The following is a 17,181-nucleotide window of genomic DNA, read 5'->3' as shown; positions in this document are numbered from 1 at the left end:
GAGCAGGACAGAGAGCGAGAACCGGCATGACCAGCAAGACCAGCACCGGGCTGCGACAGGTCAGGAGCACCGCCGCAACGATCGCCGCGGCCACCCTCGTGGCCGTGCTGGCGAGCGGCTGCGGCAACGATGACGCGGCTTCGGCGGCACCCGCCGGTTGGGGAAGCCTGAAGAGCGAGGGCGTGACCGTCGGCTACCCCAAGGGGTGGAAGGCGCTGCCGCCCGGCCGGTCGGGCAAGGCCAAGGGCGTGGCCGCCACGCTGACCCGGAACGGGCAGGTCGTGGCCGAGCTGGAGCTCCGTCCGAAGTTCATGCAGACCTCGGACGTGGACATGGCCTCGCAGGGCGCCCGGGCGACCTACGTCCTGGGTGCGGGATCCGAGAGCGAGAAGAACATCCGGGTCAAGGGCTCCGATGCGGCCCGACGCACCGTCTACGCACCCCAGAAGTCCAACGGCGCCGAGCACATGCCTCCGGCCGGCACGGAGGTCGAGGGCACGGACGTGGTCGGGATGGCCGACGGCTCGCCGTTCCTGGTCCGTACGGTCTGGAAGCAGGGCGCCGTTCCCGCCTCCGACGTGGACCGGATCGTGAAGTCGATCCAGGTCGGCTGACCTCCCCGAACACCGTCGATCGCCCGGCTCGCGCCGGGCGATCGGCACACCCGCCCTCCGGCCCTCTCTCACGTTCTCACGCATGCCCGTGGAGGGTTCCGTGCTCGTCATCGTCCTGGTAGTCCTGGTCACCGCCGCCTTCTGCGTGGGCTGCGGCCATCTCGTTCGGCTGCTGACGCGCAGACTTCGCTCGGTGTTCGCCGGCGAGCGTGCACAGGGCCGATGCGTGCGGCGCTTCTCGTCCGAGAGTTCGGACGGCACGACCTACTGGCATCACGTCTACGGCTTCGAGGACGCACAGGGGCAGTGGGTGGAGTTCCAGGAGGACGCCATGTTCATGGCCCTGGACCAAGCCGTCACGGTGCGCTACCAACGCCGTGACCCGAAGCGGACCGCGACGGTCATCGGCCCCGGCGGTGCCTGGTCACCGCTGTTCGGGCTGTTCTTCGGCATCTTCATCACGGGAGTCTTCAGTGCGCTCGGGCTGTTGATGTCGTATCTGCTGCTGACGCAGTAACCGGCGCTTCCCGGCCTCGCCACCGCGCCCACCGCATTCTGGGCCCGTGACTGGGCCCACGGACCCACGCGCCGGCGTACGCCCCGCCCCTACGATCGCGGCCCGGCACATGGTCCGCGATACCGGACCGTGCGCGTCCAGGGACGGCCCACGGACAGGGAGAGGCGTCGCATGGCACACGGGGGCGGCACAGTGCAGGCGGGCAGACGCGGCGGTTCCCGGCGCGGCGAGCGCCGGGAAGGCCACCTCGCGGGGCGAGGGCAGGAGCGCACACGGCGCACCGACGGCGGGAACGGGCGCACCGGCCACGTCCGGCTCCGGGACGACCGTGGCGCGACCGCCACCGAGTTCCTCGGAATGGTCGTGGTGGTCGTCGCGCTCGTGCTCGGCGTCGCCGGCACCGATCTCGGCAAGACCCTGTACCAGGGCATCGCCACGCAGATCTGCAAGGTCACCGGGGGCAGCAACTGCGGTGCTCCCGGCACGAGCTCGGGCAGGCCGCTCACCGACGCCGACTTCGAACCGCCGCTGTGCCAGATCTCCTCGATCACCGACAAGGCGGGCGCCAAGGCCAAGGTGCTGTTCTGGGAGTTCGGCGAGGAGTACGGCTTCCAGGAGCAGCACTTCAAGGCGAACACCGACGTCAACCACGACGGCAAGGTGGACGACAAGGACGAGATGGTCTACGTGACCTTCACGGACGCCGCGTCCGTCGCCGCGAAGAAGGACTGGAAGCCGGGCATGAAGGTCGGCAAGTTCGGTGCCGACAAGGTCGAGCTGGGCGCGGGCGTCAAGGTGACCAACGGCGACACCTGGGTGTTCGAGAGCCCGGAGGAGGCCAAGAAGTTCCGGGACGACATCGAGAAGCTCCAGATGTACGAGGAGCGGCGCAAGATGCCGGGCGGCGCCGACGCCAGTGTCGGCGACAGCATCCTGTACCTCTTCGACACGGGCCCGCTCAAGGACGAGGAGGAGACGTACGACCGGGTCAAGAAGGGCCTGGGCGGCGACCGCCAGATCACCTACGGCAAGCTCGGCCTGGAGGCCTCCGCGGCCGGCGGCATGAAGCTGTCGGCGGGCGACGAGAAGAAGCTGAGCGCGTCCCTCGGGGGCAACTTCAAGTTCGCCCCGGACGTCACGTGGACCGACAACCGGTACAAGAACACCAAGTCCTACACCTACACCGCGTCGATCGAGTACGGCTCGAAACTCGGCTACGAGGCGGGCCCCATCAGCGGAGAGTCCTCCGCGTCCACGACCCGCACCGGCACGATCACGGTCACCCACGACAAGAAGACCGGCAAGCTGATCCGGATCGACATGACCAGCACCGTCGAGAAGGGCGCCACCAAGGACGGCGCCAAGGTCGGCGGCGACAACGGCAAGAGCGGCGACGACAAGCGCGGCGGCAGCGCGGGCGTCAAGGGCAGCGACAACGAGAGCGGAATCGAGGTCGACACCAACTCGATCAGCTTCGACCCGGGCGCCGACGGCGACAAGGACCGGGCGATCGCCCAGACGTGGCTCGACGGCCACGGCGACAACGCCGCTCCCTTCACCTACATGTTCGACGACCACGCGCCGACGAGCCGTCCGGGCGCCGACGACCCCTTCGGACAGCTGCTCTTCGACAAGGGCAAGTCCAGCAAGACCCTCTACACCGGGCAGACCAGCGCCGCGGAGTACGGGTTCGAGCTGAACCTCGGCCTGAGCCTCGGCTTCTCGGTGAGCACCGAGAAGAAGGAGCAGATACTGAACGACGCGCAGTTCCTCGGCGCCCCGCACGACGACCGGCGGACGTACGTGCCCTACAGCTACTGTGCCAAGTGACTCGGCCCGGGACGGACAGGAGCGATCACGCATGAAGACCCGCAGGACCACCACCGTCGGTCTGGTCACCGGCCTGTGCGCCGCGGTCCTCACGCTCAGCGGCTGCGGCGGCGACCGCCAGGGCGCCGGCTCGGCTCCGGAGGGCTGGGGCACGCTGAGGACCAAGGGCGTCGACGTGTCGTACCCGAAGGGCTACGTGGCGCAGGGCGCGGCCGAGCGCAGCAAGTACAACGCGGCGGCCGCGGTCCGCAAGGAGGGCGGGACCACCGTCTCGACGATCACCGTGCAGCTGAACTTCACCAACGCCGACTCGGCGGAGGAGGCCGCGATCGGTGCCGAGGCGGGCGTGCAGCTGGGCTCCACGCTCGGGGGCACGAAGGGCGTGAAGCTCGCCGGCACGGACGACGCCAAACGGGTCGACTTCGAGTTCAGCTCCACCGGCCGGGACGGCCTGCCGCCGAAGGGCACCCGGATCAAGGGCGTGATCCTGACCGGGCTCGACTCGAAGAAGAAGACGTTCGCGGTGCGGATCGACGCCCGGAAGGGTGCGCTGGCCGACAACGACCTGAAGAAGATCATCGACTCGGTGCAGGTGCACTGATGCGTGTCGTCGGACTCCCGTCCGCCCGATGAGCGGGCGGAGTCCGACGACGGCACGGGACAGGGAGGAGCGGGAGATATGGCGGTACCCGGCGCGGGTTACCTCGTGCTCGGTGCGCTCATGGTGTTCTTCGCCGCACTGACGATGAAGTACGCGCGGCGGCTCGTGACGGTGGTGCGGATGCTGCGCACCGGGGTGCGCACCTCGGGCACCTGCGTCCGGGTGGAGACCGAGCCGTACAACCGGTCCGACGCGGAACGCCATTTCTTCGCGTTCCGGACGGCGGACGGTCACGAGGTCGAGTTCGAGGACCTGGCCGGCCGGTCGACCGGCGTCGGCGCCGAGGTCACCGTCACGTACGACCCGCGCAACCCCGCACGGACCGCCACCATCGCGGGCCGCGGCAGCTGGTCGCCGGTCCTCCAGTCCGCGGCCCTGATCGCCGGCTGCGGCATGGCGGCACTGGGCTTCGCCACCCTCTTCCTCTACCAGGTCTTCGGAGGCCACTGATGGACGTCCGTACGACGGCCGGGCGGCAGCGGCGGACCCCGGGCACGGGGTTCCCCTCAGCTCGAACCCGGCAGGGCTCCGCAGGGAGCGGCGGCGCACTGTTCGCGATGACGCGGGCCTGGGCGGCGGGCATCCTCGTGCTGCTGGTCTCCGAGTACGTCCAGATGCGGGCCGTGTACGACACGCTCGTGGGCCCGCGCGGCCCGCAGTCCTTCGGGGGCGCGCTGCTGCTGGTCCATCTGCCGAACCTGCTGTGCCTCATGCTCACCACCTGGGCGGCGGCCCGCGCCCACCCCGAGGAGCAGCGGGAGCTGCGGGTGCGGCACGCGGCCGCGGCGTTCGGGGTGCCCGTGGCGGCGCAGGTGCTGACCCTGACGGTGTCCTGGGACCGCCCGGGGTTCGGCGCGCTCGCGGTGGGCATGTCGACGGCGGTACTGCTCGCGGGGTGCGGGCTGGGGTGGCTGCTGAGCGCGTGGCAGGAGAGTCGGTCGGGCTGAACGGCCGGCGGGGTGGGCGGTGGACCGGGCGCGCGGCACAGGGAGTGCGCGACGGAGGGGTCGTGCAGCCGTACTGGCTTGCCTTTCAAGCGAGTTGACCGCGCGGAACTCATGGACCGGGGAGCTCCAGAGGTCTTGACAACCTCAATGGTCTGGACCAACTTGTACGGCTAACGGTGGCCACCGTTCCGTAGCACGTCCCTCCCTCCCCCCTCCTCTCCTCACCCCCCTCCCAGGAGGCAGCAGTGGACCGCGCATCAGGCATGCCCGTACGCAGACGCGGAAGGCGGTGGGCCGACGTCCTCTCCGCCGGGCTCGTCGCGTCCGTCCTCACCCTGACCGGGTTCGCCACGGACGCCGCCGCCGCGGACGTCAACAACGCCAAGAACGCCGGCTTCGAGTCCGGCCTGACCAACTGGACGTGCTCCGCGAACAGCGGCACGACCGTCTCCTCGCCCGTGCACGGCGGTGCCGCCGCGCTCAAGGCCACCCCGACCGGGCAGGACGACGCCCAGTGCACCGAGACCGTGGCCGTGCAGCCCAACTCGACGTACAGCCTGAGCGCCTGGGTTCAGGGCGGATACGCCTTCCTCGGCGCCACAGGCACCGGCACGACCGACGTGTCGACGTGGACCCCCGACTCCTCCTCATGGAAGCAGCTGACCACGACCTTCACGACCGGCGCGTCGACGACCTCCGTCACGGTCTATCTGCACGGCTGGTACGGCCAGGCCGCCTACTACGCCGACGACGTCTCGGTGCTCGGCCCGGACGGCGGCGGGGGCGGCGACCCGGCGCCGACGGTGCCGGCGGCCCCGACCGGCCTCACCACCGGCGCCACGACCTCCTCGTCGGTGGCCCTCTCCTGGAACACGGTCTCCGGCGCGACCGGGTACAACGTCTACCGGGACGGTACGAAGGTCCAGGCGGCCGGCGGCACGTCGGCGACCGTGACGGGCCTCGCCGCCGACACCGCGTACTCCTTCCAGGTCACCGCGACGAACTCGGCCGGCGAATCACCGAAGTCGACGGCCGTGACGGGACGGACGGCCACGTCGGGTAGCGGCGGAGGCGGTGGCGGCGCGTTGCCCAAGCACGCCGTGACCGGCTACTGGCAGAACTTCAACAACGGTGCGACCGTGCAGAAGCTGTCCGCCGTCCAGTCCCAGTACGACATCATCGCGGTCGCCTTCGCCGACGCCACCGGCACGCCCGGCGCCGTCACCTTCAACCTCGACTCCGCCGGGCTCGGCGGCTACACCGTCGACCAGTTCAAGGCGGACATCAAGGCCAAGCAGGCGGCGGGCAAGAAGGTCGTCATCTCGATCGGCGGCCAGAACGGCACCGTTTCGGTCAACGACTCGGCATCCGCGACGAACTTCGCCAACTCGGTCTACTCGCTGATGCAGACGTACGGGTTCGACGGTGTCGACATCGACCTGGAGAACGGTCTGAACGCCACGTACATGTCCCAGGCGCTCCGCTCCCTGTCGCAGAAGGCGGGCTCGTCGCTGGTCATCACGATGGCGCCGCAGACCATCGACATGCAGTCGACGTCGAACGAGTACTTCAAGACGGCCCTGAACATCAAGGACATCCTGACGGTCGTCAACATGCAGTACTACAACAGCGGCTCGATGCTGGGCTGCGACGGCAAGGTCTACAGCCAGGGCTCCGTCGACTTCCTCACCGCCCTGGCCTGCATCCAGCTGGAGGGCGGCCTCGCCCCGTCCCAGGTGGGCCTCGGCACCCCGGCGTCGACGAGCGCGGCGGGCAGCGGCTACGTCTCCCCGACCGTCGTGAACAACGCGCTCGACTGCCTCGCCAAGGGCACCGGCTGCGGCTCCTTCAAGCCGTCGAAGACGTACCCGGACCTGCGCGGCGCCATGACCTGGTCGACCAACTGGGACGCGTCGGCGGGCAATGCCTGGTCGAACGGCGTCGGGGCGCACGTGCACGCGCTGCCCTGATCCCGGTCCGCCGTCCGGGTCCGGCCCCGAGCCGTTCCCCGGACTGCTCTCCGGAGCGTCTCCCCGACCGCAGCGCCGCCGAAAGCCCCCCCGGCGGCGCTGCACCGCGTCCATGGGCAGGGAGGACCGGGGCCGCACGTCCACGGCGCCCTTCGCCCCCGTCCGGTCAGGCGTTGGACCCGGCCTCGACCTCGGCCTTACCGGCGTCCGTGTTCGCGCCCTTGTCCTCGTCCTCGAAGTGGGCGTCCAGCACCTCGTCCAGCTGCGCGGCCCACTCCTTGAGGCGGGCCCGGGCGGGGGCCTCCACCTCGGCGGGATACCAGCGCTTGTTGGGCGTGTGCACGGTCACGGTGAGGCGCCGCCCGAACCGGGCCGTCGCGTACTCCACGGCCGCGATCTCGTCCCACGTCCACTCGGCCTCCTGGTCGTCCAGGGTGAACCGCACGCCGGTGGAGTCGAGGGTGATCGAGCCACGGCGGTCGGAGACGTCGAAGACGGGGCCGGTGACGGCTTTCGGTCCCGCGGCATCAGACGTACCGACCGCGGTATCCGCGCCGGTGTCCGCGGTATCGCTGCCGGTGTCCGCGGAACCGGAGATGCCGTCCGCGGAGGAGTCCGAGCCGTCGTCACCGACGCCGGAAGCATCCTCCACGTCGCGCTCGACATCGCCATCGCCATCTGCGTCGGCGTCGGCGTCGGCGTCCATGTCTGCGTCTACCCCGGCCTCGGGTCCGTGCTCCGCCGTCTCGTCCTCCTCCTTCCGTTCCGGTGCGGCGTCCGCAGGCGCGGCACCGCGCGGGGCCATGAGCCCGGGGATGTACGCCGGGTCGGTCGCGGCCGCGGTGACAGGGGGCGTGAGGTTCTGACCTATGCGCTGCTCCACGGCGGGCAGTATGGCGGATCGGCCTGTGAATCGGGAACCTCGGTCGGCAACACCATGTGTCCTGAAGTGAATTGCATTCGAAAACATCTCGATGTGATGATCGGATCATGACGCACATGGGGGGAAGCGGTGACAGCAGTGTGCCGGAGGGGCACATCCCGACGTCCCGCATACAGGGGTACGCGACCGGTCCTGCCACGGTCGACGGCCCACGGGCCGAGACCGCCGCTTCGCCGTCCGACGACGTCATTCGCCGCGGACGGGAGTTCGCATCGATCCTGGGCGAGTTCCGGCGCAGGCCGGTCCTCCTCCCGCTCGCGGACGACGGTTCCCCGCTGACCAACGACTTCGGCGGAGTCCGCTGGATCCTCGCCTTCTCCGACGAGGCGACCCTGGCCCGCTTCGCGGTCGCGAGAGGTGAAGGGGCGCGGGAACGGGCGTATCAAGCCGTGCTGGGGGCGCGGCTGCTGGACGGTTTCGTCCCCGCGCTGGACGTCCCGTGCGGGGTGGCACTGGACGTGGGGAGCCACGGGGACGAGGTGCTGTTCCCGCCGGTGGCCGGAATCGTGCCGGACGCGGCGGCGGTGGGACCGGACGACTCGACCAACGGGGAGGTGCGATGAGCCCGCACGGTGAACTCATCCGTCGTGAGGACTCGGGGCACAGCGGCGAGAGCCTGAAGGTGGACGGCCTGGCGCTGATCACCCAGGGCATCAACGGGACCCTGGCCGAGCTGGAGGAACTCGGCATGCTCGGCAACGCCAATGCCGGGCGGGGATTCTCGGACCTCGAACTCAGCGGCTTGCAGATGGGGCACGAGGGCCTGCAGTCGGTGTTCGACTCGTTCTGCGAGCGCTGGGAGTGGGGAGTGCGCGCGCTGGTGAACGAGGCGAACGCCTTCGCCGAGGGGGTGGGCCTGTCGGCCGGGACGTTCAACGAGACGGACCAGTACGTGGAGGGCACCCTCAAGGTGGCCACGAACGACATCGGCGGCAACCCGCACCTGTCGGAGGACCAGGTGACGAGGATGAGCCCGGAGGAGCTGGAGAAGCAGACCTACCTGCACCCCGACTACAGCAGGAAGTCCTTCGAGGACGCCTGGGAGCACAGCAAGCAGGGCTGGAACGACGCGAGCCGGGACGTGATGACGGCCGACCGCGCGGGCATGCAGTCGATCACCGGCATGAACGACGAGCAGTACGACGACTTCCTGAAGCGGGGATACGGGCCCACGCCCGAGGAGCGCGCCGCGGCCGAGGCCGCTCGGGCCCACGGGCAGGCCGCCACGCAGGACGGGGGCGCCGGCTGATGGGCGGTCTGGGAGATTCCCTCGAAGATGGCCTCAACTCGGGCCTGGGTGCGCTGGAGAGCGGCTGGGACGACGGCAAGAAGGCACTCGGCGAGGGCGTCCAGTGGGGCGCCCACAAGGCTGCGGACGCTCTGGAGTACGTCGGCGCCGACGAGACCGCGCACGCGGTCGACTACCTCGCCGACTACGCCGGATCCGAACTGGGCGCCTCCGTGGGCGAGAAGCAGCTCGGCGAGACCGACGCACCCTTCGAACTGGTGCACGGCCTGCCGGGTTCGATCCGCAAGAGCGCAGGCCATCTGAAGGACTTCCACAAGGCCTTCGACCAGGTCGGCCAGGGCATGCGGAAACTGGACTCCTCGCACTGGAAGGGCGAGGCCGCCGACACCTTCCGCGAGAAGTTCGCCATGCACCCGGTCAAATGGCTGCACGCGGCCGACGCCTGCCAGAAGGCGGCCGACGCGCTGGAGACCTACGCCGACACCGTGGCCTGGGCACAGCGGCAGGCCAAGGACGCCATCGACCTGTACACGAAGGGAAAGCACGCCTCCGACGAGGCCGTGAAGGCGTTCAACAAGCGCGTCGACACCTACAACGCCGCCATCATGGCCGACAAGGACCCGGGACCGCGCCCGGGACCGTTCAAGGACCCGGGCAAGTCGGACATCGAGCGGGCCCACGAGATCCTCGCCGGCGCCCGCAAGCAGCGCAACGAAGCCGGCCACACGGCGCAGAAGGCGGTGAGTACCGCCCTGGCCCACGCCCCGGCCGAGCCCCCTCCGCTGGCCCGCCTCAAGGACGGCGCCGTCGACAGCGCCAAGGCCAGCACCGTCGAACTCACCCACTTCGCCGGCGGCGTGGTCAAGGGCACCACCGGCCTCTATGCCTTCGTCCGCGGCATCGACCCCACGGACCCGTACAACGTCACCCACCCCGCGGCGTATCTGCAGAACGTCAGCATGACGCTGTCGGGGCTCGTCTCCACGGGCGCCCACCCCGACCGCGCCCTGAAGACCTTCGTCGACGACTTCAAGAAGGACCCCGCCGAGGCCCTGGGCAAGCTGCTGCCCAACTTCCTCTTCGGCGACGGGGCGGGACTGGCGGCGGGCGGGGCGCGGACCGTTGCGCGGGAGGGGATCGAGGGGGCCGCGGAGTCTGCGACGCGGGGAGCAGCGCGCCGTGGCGTGACGGAGCACCCGGAGGGCGTGGGTCGGCGGCCGCACGAGAAGGTCTGCGAGAAGGACCCCGTCGACGTCGCCACAGGCAGCATGGTGCTGCCCCAGACCGACGTCTCCCTGCCGGGCTCGCTCCCGCTCGTCTTCAAGCGTTCCTTCGAGTCCTCCTACCGGGCGGGACTGTGGTTCGGCCCCACCTGGACCAGCACGGTCGATCAGCGCCTGGAGATCGATTCCGAGGGGATCGTGTTCGTCCACGAGGACGGAATGCTCCTGGCCTATCCGCATCCCGCGCCCGGCCTCCCGGTGCTGCCCTCCCACGGGCCCCGCTGGCCCCTGGACCGCGAGGACGGCGGCTACACCGTCACCGACCCGGAGACACACCGGGTGTGGCACTTCACCGACCGGGCCGACGACCTCGCCGTCCTGGAACAGATCGACGACCGCAACGGCAACTGGATCACGTTCGAGTACGACGCCGAGGGCAGTCCGCTCGGAATCGTCCACAGCGCCGGCCACCACCTGAAGCTCACCACCGAGAACGGGCGAATAACCGGCCTGCATCTGGCCGGAGCGGCGAGCGACGGCTCGGACCAGGAAGTACTCCGCTACGGCTACAGCGACGGCCACCTCACCGAGGTGATCAACTCGTCGGGCCGTCCACTGCGCTTCGGCTGCGACGAGCACGGCCGGATCACGTCGTGGACGGACACGAACGGCAGCCGCTTCGAGTACGTCTACGACGAGCAGGACCGCTGCACCTACCAGGCCGGGGCTGCCGGGCACCAGCGCTCCACCTTCGCCTACGACGCCGTCGACCCGGAAACGGGGCAGCGGATCACCTCCATCACGGACTCGTTCGGCCACACCGCCCAGTACGTCATCAACGACCGGATGCAGGTCACGGCCGAGATCGACGCGACCGGGGCGATCACGCGCTTCCAGCGCGACCGCCGCAACCGGCTCCTCTCCCGGACCGATCCGCTCGGCCACACGACCGCCTTCCGCTACGACGAGACGGGCAACCTGCTCGCCGTGACCCGCCCGGACGGGCGGGAGGCGAAGGCCGAGTACAACGAACTCGGGCTGCCGGTGAAGGTGGTCCACTCCGACGGCACGGTCTCGCGCCAGACGTACGACGAACGCGGCAACCGCACCTCGGTGACGGGCCTCTCGGGGCGGGCCACGACCCACTTCACGTACGACGAAGCGGGCCGCCTCACGTCCGTCACCGATCCTCTGGGCAACACGACGACGGTCCGCTGCGACCGGGCCGGGCTGCCCGTCGAGATCACCGACTCGCTCGGGGCGACGACGAGGTACGAACGCGACGCGTTCGGACGGCCGGTCACCATCACGGACCCGGCGGGGGCCGTGACTCGCCTGGAATGGACGGTCGAGGGCAGACTGGCCCGCCGTGTCGCTCCGGACGGGACCGAGGAGTCGTGGGAGTACGACGGCGAGGGCAACTGCACGAGCCACACCGACCCGATGGGCGGCGTCTCCCGCTTCGAGTACACGCACTTCGACCTGCTGTCGGCACGCACGGGGCCGGACGGAGTCCGGTACGAGTTCGAGCACGACACGGAGCTGCGGCTGACGCGGGTGACCAACCCGCAGGCCCTGACCTGGGACTACGCGTACGACCCCGCCGGCCGCCTCGTCTCGGAGACGGACTTCGACGACCGCACGCTCACGTACGCGCACGACGGGGCCGGCCGCCTGACCTCCCGGATGAACTCCCTCGGCCAGGTGACCGCGTTCGAGCGCAACGCGCTGGGCCAGGTGACCCGCAAGGACGCGGCCGGCCAGGTCACGACCTACCTGTACGACATGACGGACCAGCTGGCCCAGGCGACGGGCCCGGGCACGACGCTGACACTGCTGCGTGACCGCTTCGGCAACCTGAGGTCCCAGACCGTCGACGGCCGTGCGGTGACGTACACGTACGACGAGCTGGGCCGTCGCACCGGCCGCACCACGCCCACCGGCGCGACGACTACGTGGACGTACGACGCGGCGGGCCGCCGCACCGGGCTGGTGGCCTCGGGCCGCCCGATCGACTTCGCGTACGACGCGATGGGCCGCGAACTGACACGCACCATCGGCGAAACGATCACGCTGGCCCACACCTACGACCCTCTGGGCCGCCTGACCAGCCAGTCGGTGACCAGGCCGGACGGCCAGTCGGTCCAGCACCGGGCCTACACCTACCGCGCCGACGGCAATCTCGTCGGCATCGACGACCAGCTCTCCGGCTCCCGCCGCTTCGACCTGGATCCCGCGGGCCGCGTAACGGCGGTCCACTCGGCGAACTGGACGGAGACGTACGCCTACGACGACGCGGGCAACCAGGCGGCGGCGACCTGGCCGACGTCGCACCCGGGCGGCGAGGCGACCGGCGCCCGCGAGTACGTCGGCACCCGCATCACGCGCGCGGGCAACGTCCGTTACGAGCACGACGCGCTGGGCCGCATCACCCTCCGCCAGAAGACCCGCCTCTCCCGCAAGCCGGACACGTGGCGATACGAATGGGACGCGGAGGACCGCCTGACGTCGGTCCTCACCCCCGACGGCACCTGCTGGCGCTACACCTACGACCCTCTGGGCCGCCGCACCGCCAAACTCCGCCTGGGGCCGGACGGCGATACGGTCGTCGAACGCGTCGACTTCACCTGGGACGGCACGACGCTCTGCGAGCAGACGACGACCTCAGGGGGCTTGCCCAACCCGGTCACGCTGACCTGGGACCACGACGGCCTGCACCCGATCTCCCAGACCGAACGCCTCACCGCGGCGGACGCCCCGCAGCAGGAGATCGACTCCCGCTTCTTCGCCATCGTCACGGACCTCGTCGGCACCCCGACCGAACTCGTCGACGAACAGGGCGACATCGCGTGGCGCACGCGCAGCACCCTCTGGGGCACGACGGCCTGGTCAGCCAGCAGCACGACGTACACCCCACTCCGCTTCCCGGGCCAGTACTACGACCCGGAAACGGGGCTGCATTACAACTACTTCAGGCATTACGACCCGGAGACGGCGCGGTACGTCACGCTGGATCCCCTCGGTCTCACCCCAGCCCCAAACCCTACGGCTTACGTAGAGAACCCAACGATTTGGGCAGATCATCTCGGACTTGCCCCAGAAGCCTGCCAGGAGGGGCGTGGCTCCTTCGACCTCCGCAAGGCCAACCCGAATCATCCGCCGAGCAGCACATTGACAGACGCGATGAGAGCGGCTCCTCGCGGACCCGAGATCGACTGCTCAGACATCGCCTCGTTCATATCCAACAGAGCCGGGGGCGAAGGAAGGATAATCCACTACACGACACATTCTGGGAACGACATCAAGATCCCGGAGCACGGTGGCCGCACAGTCGAGGACTACATATTCCACGAGGTATACACAGATAATAAGTACGTCTACGACCCGACGCTCAGCCTGGATCCTGTACCTCTTGGTGACTACGAGAGGGCGCTTCGCCATATGAACGGCGGCGAAAAAATAATCCGGCACAACGGGGACTACAGGATGCCTCCACCATGGGAGCTTCGCCGCTAACAGAAAGGCAAGTGACTCGAAATGACCGAACGTGGCGAGCGATTCAAGCACGCCCTCAACAGGATTGACACTGTCACCTGGTTCAGACTCCCCGTCGAGCGGCACCCCACCTACGGATATCAGCAGGTTTCGTTCATCTCCTGGAGGTTTGCGAATCCCCGAAGCGAACTGAAGGCCATTTTTGAATCCGTGATCCAAGAAACACCCCTGGAACTGGAGTGGACTTTTAGAGCCGCACGGAATTGGACCCTTGCCCCCACTAGACTACTGATGAATTCAGGCCCCGACGGCGTGAACTTCAACCAGGCCCTAGCCACCCTCTCGGAGACTGATCAAGAATTCTGCGTAACGACAGAGAATGACCTCGCCAACCTGCTCCAGGCACTTGAATCGAGGACGCCCTGACCGCAAGAAAATGCAACACCACCGTTCCGCAAGGACGTGGCCGTCATCCACGTGCCGGGGCTCCTGCAGACGCGGGACTATGCCCGGACCCTCTTCGCCTACATGAACCCTGAGTTCCCGGAAAGCGAGGTGGACCTCCGTGTGGAGCACCGGATGAGGCGGAGAGTCGTCATCCAGGGCACCGATCCCATTCCGTACGAGACCGTGATCCATGAGGCGGCGCTCCGCATCCGGGTGGCCGGACGGGCAGCCTCCCGGGCGCAGCTGAGCCGCATCCTGGAAGTGTCCGAAGCCGACCACGTCACCGTGCGTGTCATCCCTTTCGCGCTGGACGACTTCGCGGGAGCCGGAAGCACCATGGTCCACCTGGGCGGCGTGGTCCCCCGGCTCGACACCGTCGTACGCGATGCACCGCACGGCACCGCCTTTGTCGACTCCGAGGCCCAACTGGAACACTTTCGAACGCTCTTCCGTAGGGTGGCAGGAGAAGCGCTGCCCCCTGAGCAGTCACGTGACTTCATCCATCGGTTGGCCAAGGAGTTGTGAGGACCACCATGTTCACCCCTACCTCATGGAAGAAGTCCTCCTTCTCCGGCGGAGGCGAAGGCAACGCCTGCGTAGAAGTCGCCCACCAGGACACCCACATGGCCATCCGGGACTCCAAGGCCCCCGCCGGAGCGATCCTCACGTTCCCGGGCACCGCCTTCACCTCGTTCATCGATGCCCTGAAGGACCCGGATGTGCATCTCGACCGGTGAGGCCGCGTTCTCCGGGACGGTGCTGTACTGCGGGCGGTTGCAGCACCCTGCGCATGGCCTCGTCCACGTCATGGGCTACCAGAACACCGCCGTCAATCTGGCGGACGGGCCGAACGCCATGCTGCTGCATCTGCCCACCCGGCAGCTCGCGCCCGAGCAGTTCATCTCGGCCGGGCGCGACCAGGACATCCTGCGCCGGATGGTGGACGCCGTCGCGCCTCCGAACGACAGCGCGGGCGACGGCTTCGACTGGATGGACGCGAGTCCGCAGCCGGCCGTGCGGGTCTTCGAGCACGACGTCTACACCGTGCTGCTCGCCGACGATCCCACCCTCATCCCAGCGGCGCTGTACCGGGTGCCGCGGAGTCGGAGGCCGTCGATCAAGCCGGGCCTCCTGGCCTTCTACGCCGAGCACTTCCCGGAGCACGCCGTCGCCCTGTGCTGCTTCGACAACGCCGACGCGAAGACGGCCAAGCCGCTGCTGATCTGGTATCCGCCGCATGATCCGGAGCAGTTGGCCTTGCCTGCGCTCGACTGCCACACCGGAGATGCGCCGGATCTCGACGCCGACGTCCCCGTGGATCACTGGGTGCTGTTCTCCAGCGATCAGGCCCCGGACGGCTGGGGGGCCGCCGTGGACCACCCGGGGCGGATGCGGCACGGTCTGCGTGCCTTTCTGCCCGACAGGGTCGTGGGGCGGTACTTCGGTGACGGAGAGGTGCTGGTCAACGGGGACTTCGGGATCGGTCACCGTGATCTGCTCGCCGGCGACCTCGGCCGTATCGAGCGGCGCCGACCCTCCCGCGCGCGCCGCTGAGCGGACTGCCGGGCGCCCCGGGACGTGTTGACCCGGGGCGCCCCGACCGTCGGGGAGACCCGCCCTACACGAACAGACTCAGCACCCCCGCCACCGCGAACCCCGCCACCGACAGGACCGACTCCAGGACCGTCCAGGTCCTGAGGGTGTCGCGTTCCGTGATGCCGAAGTACTTGGCGACCATCCAGAAGCCGCCGTCGTTGACGTGGGAGGCGAAGATGGAGCCGGCGGAGATGGCCATGATGACGAGGGCCATGAACGCCTGGGAGTGGCCGCCGTGTTCGAGGAGGGGCCAGACGATGCCGGCGGTGGTGACGATGGCCACCGTGGCCGAGCCCTGGGCGACGCGCAGGACCAGGGAGATCAGGTAGGCCAGGACGAGGACGGGCAGTCCGACGCCCTGGAACGTGTCCGCGAGGGCCTGGGCCACGCCGCTGCCCTTGAGGACCGCGCCGAAGATCCCGCCCGCGCCGACGACCAGAAGGATGTTGCCGACGGGCTTGAGGGAGGCCGTCGACACCTGTTCCAGGGACTTGCGGGTCCAGCCCCGGCGGATGCCCAGCAGGTAGTAGGCCAGGACCAGGGCGATCGTCAGGGCGACGAAGGGGTGGCCGAAGAACTCGATCACCGAGCGGCCCGTGGAGGGGGCGAAGGCGATCGAGGAGAAGGTCGCCAGGAGGATCAGGACGAGCGGGGTGCCGATGATCGTCAGGACCGTCGTCAGCGGGACCGGAGTCTCCTGGGCGCCCACGCCCACCCGTCGGCGTTCGGCGGCGACCGTCTGCTTCGCCTCCTCGGCCGCCTCGACCATGTCCTGCGGGACGGGCACGAAGATGCGCTTGCCTATCCACGCCGACCAGGCCCACGCGGCCAGTACGGCCGGGACACCGCAGACGATGCCCATGAGGACGACCCAGCCGAGCTGCACGTGCAGGAGGCCCGCCGCGGCCACGGGGCCCGGGTGCGGGGGCAGGAAGGCGTGGGTCATCGACAGGCCCGCGAGGAGCGGGAGACAGTACAGCAGGATCGACTTGCCGCCCCGCTTGGCCGCCGCGTACACGATGGGCGCGAGGACGAAGATGCCCACGTCGAAGAAGACGGGGATACCGAAGATGAGGCCGGTCAGGCCCATGGCGAGCGGGGCGCGCTGCTCGCCGAAGAGGTTCAGCAGGCGGGTCGCCAGGACCTCGGCGCCGCCCGACACCTCCAGGATCGCGCCGAGCATCGTGCCCAGGCCGATGATGATCGCGACATGGCCGAGGATGCCGCCCATGCCCTGTTCGATGAGCGACACGGCGTCGGAGCGCTGGACGGTGCCGAAGAGTTCGGTGACGGAGAGGCCCGCCGCCAGGCCCACGGCGATCGAGACCGCGAGCAGCGCCACGAAGGGCTGCAGCCTGGCCTTGATGATGAGGACGAGCAGCAGGGCGATCCCGAGGGCGGCGACCGTCAGCAGGCCCGCGGTGCCGGGGATCAGGGCTATGAGGCCGCCGGTGTGGGGCGGGGTGGGGGCCGGGGGCGGCGCGGTTGCGGCGAGCAGGGGGAGGGACGACATGGAGGGGGTCCTCTTAAGTACATGGAGCTTTCGGGCAGGGAGGATCGCGGCGCGGCGCCCCGTCGAGCGGGGGGCGACGCGCCGTGACGACCAACGGCTTGCGAGGGGTGGGGGGTTGACCGCCCGAAGCGGGCGGGAGAGCCGGGTGCGGGCGCGCGGAGGTACGGCTGGGTGAG

The 17,181-nt window shown here is 69.4% G+C and carries 15 protein-coding genes and 1 pseudogene; 14 read left to right on the top strand and 2 right to left on the bottom strand.

Annotation, left to right across the window (positions count from 1 at the left end; translation table 11 throughout):
- Positions 1-26: 26 nt before the first annotated feature.
- From ACWCP6_RS05315 to ACWCP6_RS05285, 7 genes are all read left to right on the top strand, one after another.
- Positions 27-614 carry a hypothetical protein gene (locus tag ACWCP6_RS05315; protein ID WP_450930971.1) on the top strand — a complete coding sequence of 196 codons (588 nt, stop codon included), beginning with the start codon at positions 27-29 and terminating at the stop codon, positions 612-614.
- An 82-nt stretch (positions 615-696) separates the two neighbouring features.
- Positions 697-1,131, top strand: coding sequence for a hypothetical protein (locus tag ACWCP6_RS05310; RefSeq protein ID WP_450930970.1), 435 nt, complete (start codon positions 697-699; stop codon positions 1,129-1,131).
- 171 nt (positions 1,132-1,302) lie between these two features.
- Positions 1,303-2,961 carry a hypothetical protein gene (locus ACWCP6_RS05305; protein WP_450930969.1) on the top strand — a complete coding sequence of 553 codons (1,659 nt, stop codon included), beginning with the start codon at positions 1,303-1,305 and terminating at the stop codon, positions 2,959-2,961.
- A gap of 31 nt (positions 2,962-2,992) precedes the next feature.
- Positions 2,993-3,562 carry a hypothetical protein gene (locus ACWCP6_RS05300; RefSeq protein ID WP_450930968.1) on the top strand — a complete coding sequence of 190 codons (570 nt, stop codon included), beginning with the start codon at positions 2,993-2,995 and terminating at the stop codon, positions 3,560-3,562.
- 78 nt (positions 3,563-3,640) lie between these two features.
- Positions 3,641-4,072, top strand: a complete 432-nt coding sequence (locus ACWCP6_RS05295) for a DUF3592 domain-containing protein (RefSeq protein ID WP_450930967.1) — start codon at positions 3,641-3,643, stop codon at positions 4,070-4,072.
- Positions 4,072-4,569: a hypothetical protein gene (locus ACWCP6_RS05290; protein ID WP_450930966.1), complete on the top strand. Its 498-nt coding sequence runs from the start codon at positions 4,072-4,074 to the stop codon at positions 4,567-4,569. Before ACWCP6_RS05295 ends, ACWCP6_RS05290 begins: the two co-directional genes overlap by 1 nt.
- A gap of 263 nt (positions 4,570-4,832) precedes the next feature.
- Positions 4,833-6,539 (top strand): chitinase, encoded by a 1,707-nt coding sequence (locus tag ACWCP6_RS05285; protein WP_450931116.1) that lies wholly within the window; start codon positions 4,833-4,835, stop codon positions 6,537-6,539.
- A gap of 166 nt (positions 6,540-6,705) precedes the next feature.
- Here the strand turns inward: ACWCP6_RS05285 and ACWCP6_RS05280 are convergent, their stop codons facing one another.
- Entirely contained in the window at positions 6,706-7,422 is a 717-nt protein-coding gene (locus tag ACWCP6_RS05280) for a hypothetical protein (protein WP_450930965.1), read from the bottom strand.
- A gap of 107 nt (positions 7,423-7,529) precedes the next feature.
- Here ACWCP6_RS05280 and ACWCP6_RS05275 point away from each other — a divergent pair, with 107 nt between their 5' ends.
- The 7 genes and pseudogenes from ACWCP6_RS05275 to ACWCP6_RS05245 all read left to right on the top strand — a co-directional run bounded on the left by ACWCP6_RS05275 (position 7,530) and on the right by ACWCP6_RS05245 (position 15,450).
- Positions 7,530-8,045 (top strand): hypothetical protein, encoded by a 516-nt coding sequence (locus ACWCP6_RS05275; protein WP_450930964.1) that lies wholly within the window; start codon positions 7,530-7,532, stop codon positions 8,043-8,045.
- Positions 8,042-8,731 (top strand): hypothetical protein, encoded by a 690-nt coding sequence (locus ACWCP6_RS05270; RefSeq protein WP_450930963.1) that lies wholly within the window; start codon positions 8,042-8,044, stop codon positions 8,729-8,731. Before ACWCP6_RS05275 ends, ACWCP6_RS05270 begins: the two co-directional genes overlap by 4 nt.
- Positions 8,731-13,470 (top strand): putative T7SS-secreted protein, encoded by a 4,740-nt coding sequence (locus ACWCP6_RS05265; RefSeq protein ID WP_450930962.1) that lies wholly within the window; start codon positions 8,731-8,733, stop codon positions 13,468-13,470. Before ACWCP6_RS05270 ends, ACWCP6_RS05265 begins: the two co-directional genes overlap by 1 nt.
- Before the next feature lie 21 nt (positions 13,471-13,491).
- On the top strand, positions 13,492-13,875 hold the full coding sequence (locus ACWCP6_RS05260) for a hypothetical protein (RefSeq protein ID WP_450930961.1): 384 nt from the start codon (positions 13,492-13,494) through the stop codon (positions 13,873-13,875).
- A 24-nt stretch (positions 13,876-13,899) separates the two neighbouring features.
- Positions 13,900-14,421 (top strand): annotated as a pseudogene (locus tag ACWCP6_RS05255) (DUF5753 domain-containing protein); the annotation flags it as partial.
- An 8-nt stretch (positions 14,422-14,429) separates the two neighbouring features.
- On the top strand, positions 14,430-14,633 hold the full coding sequence (locus ACWCP6_RS05250) for a DUF397 domain-containing protein (protein ID WP_450930960.1): 204 nt from the start codon (positions 14,430-14,432) through the stop codon (positions 14,631-14,633).
- Complete coding sequence (locus ACWCP6_RS05245) at positions 14,614-15,450, top strand: hypothetical protein (RefSeq protein WP_450930959.1); 837 nt, start codon at positions 14,614-14,616, stop codon at positions 15,448-15,450. Before ACWCP6_RS05250 ends, ACWCP6_RS05245 begins: the two co-directional genes overlap by 20 nt.
- A gap of 64 nt (positions 15,451-15,514) precedes the next feature.
- Here ACWCP6_RS05245 and ACWCP6_RS05240 read toward each other — a convergent pair whose 3' ends face one another.
- On the bottom strand, positions 15,515-17,005 hold the full coding sequence (locus ACWCP6_RS05240; RefSeq protein ID WP_450930958.1) for a GntP family permease: 1,491 nt from the start codon (positions 17,003-17,005) through the stop codon (positions 15,515-15,517).
- Between the last annotated feature and the right edge of the window lie 176 nt (positions 17,006-17,181).

The sequence above is a fragment of the Streptomyces sp. NPDC002004 genome (genome assembly GCF_053593975.1).
Note: the sequence above shows the minus strand (reverse complement) of the source record. Positions and strands in the feature narration are given on the sequence as shown.

Bases quoted from the DNA above. Each gene is read 5' to 3' on its own strand.
- ACWCP6_RS05315 (WP_450930971.1), top strand. From the start codon at position 27: ATGACCAGCAAGACCAGCACCGGGCTGCGACAGGTCAGGAGCACCGCC.
- ACWCP6_RS05310 (WP_450930970.1), top strand. From the start codon at position 697: ATGCCCGTGGAGGGTTCCGTGCTCGTCATCGTCCTGGTAGTCCTGGTC.
- ACWCP6_RS05305 (WP_450930969.1), top strand. From the start codon at position 1,303: ATGGCACACGGGGGCGGCACAGTGCAGGCGGGCAGACGCGGCGGTTCC.
- ACWCP6_RS05300 (WP_450930968.1), top strand. From the start codon at position 2,993: ATGAAGACCCGCAGGACCACCACCGTCGGTCTGGTCACCGGCCTGTGC.
- ACWCP6_RS05295 (WP_450930967.1), top strand. From the start codon at position 3,641: ATGGCGGTACCCGGCGCGGGTTACCTCGTGCTCGGTGCGCTCATGGTG.
- ACWCP6_RS05290 (WP_450930966.1), top strand. From the start codon at position 4,072: ATGGACGTCCGTACGACGGCCGGGCGGCAGCGGCGGACCCCGGGCACG.
- ACWCP6_RS05285 (WP_450931116.1), top strand. From the start codon at position 4,833: ATGCCCGTACGCAGACGCGGAAGGCGGTGGGCCGACGTCCTCTCCGCC.
- ACWCP6_RS05275 (WP_450930964.1), top strand. From the start codon at position 7,530: ATGACGCACATGGGGGGAAGCGGTGACAGCAGTGTGCCGGAGGGGCAC.
- ACWCP6_RS05270 (WP_450930963.1), top strand. From the start codon at position 8,042: ATGAGCCCGCACGGTGAACTCATCCGTCGTGAGGACTCGGGGCACAGC.
- ACWCP6_RS05265 (WP_450930962.1), top strand. From the start codon at position 8,731: ATGGGCGGTCTGGGAGATTCCCTCGAAGATGGCCTCAACTCGGGCCTG.
- ACWCP6_RS05260 (WP_450930961.1), top strand. From the start codon at position 13,492: ATGACCGAACGTGGCGAGCGATTCAAGCACGCCCTCAACAGGATTGAC.
- ACWCP6_RS05250 (WP_450930960.1), top strand. From the start codon at position 14,430: ATGTTCACCCCTACCTCATGGAAGAAGTCCTCCTTCTCCGGCGGAGGC.
- ACWCP6_RS05245 (WP_450930959.1), top strand. From the start codon at position 14,614: ATGTGCATCTCGACCGGTGAGGCCGCGTTCTCCGGGACGGTGCTGTAC.
- ACWCP6_RS05240 (WP_450930958.1), bottom strand. From the start codon at position 17,005: ATGTCGTCCCTCCCCCTGCTCGCCGCAACCGCGCCGCCCCCGGCCCCC.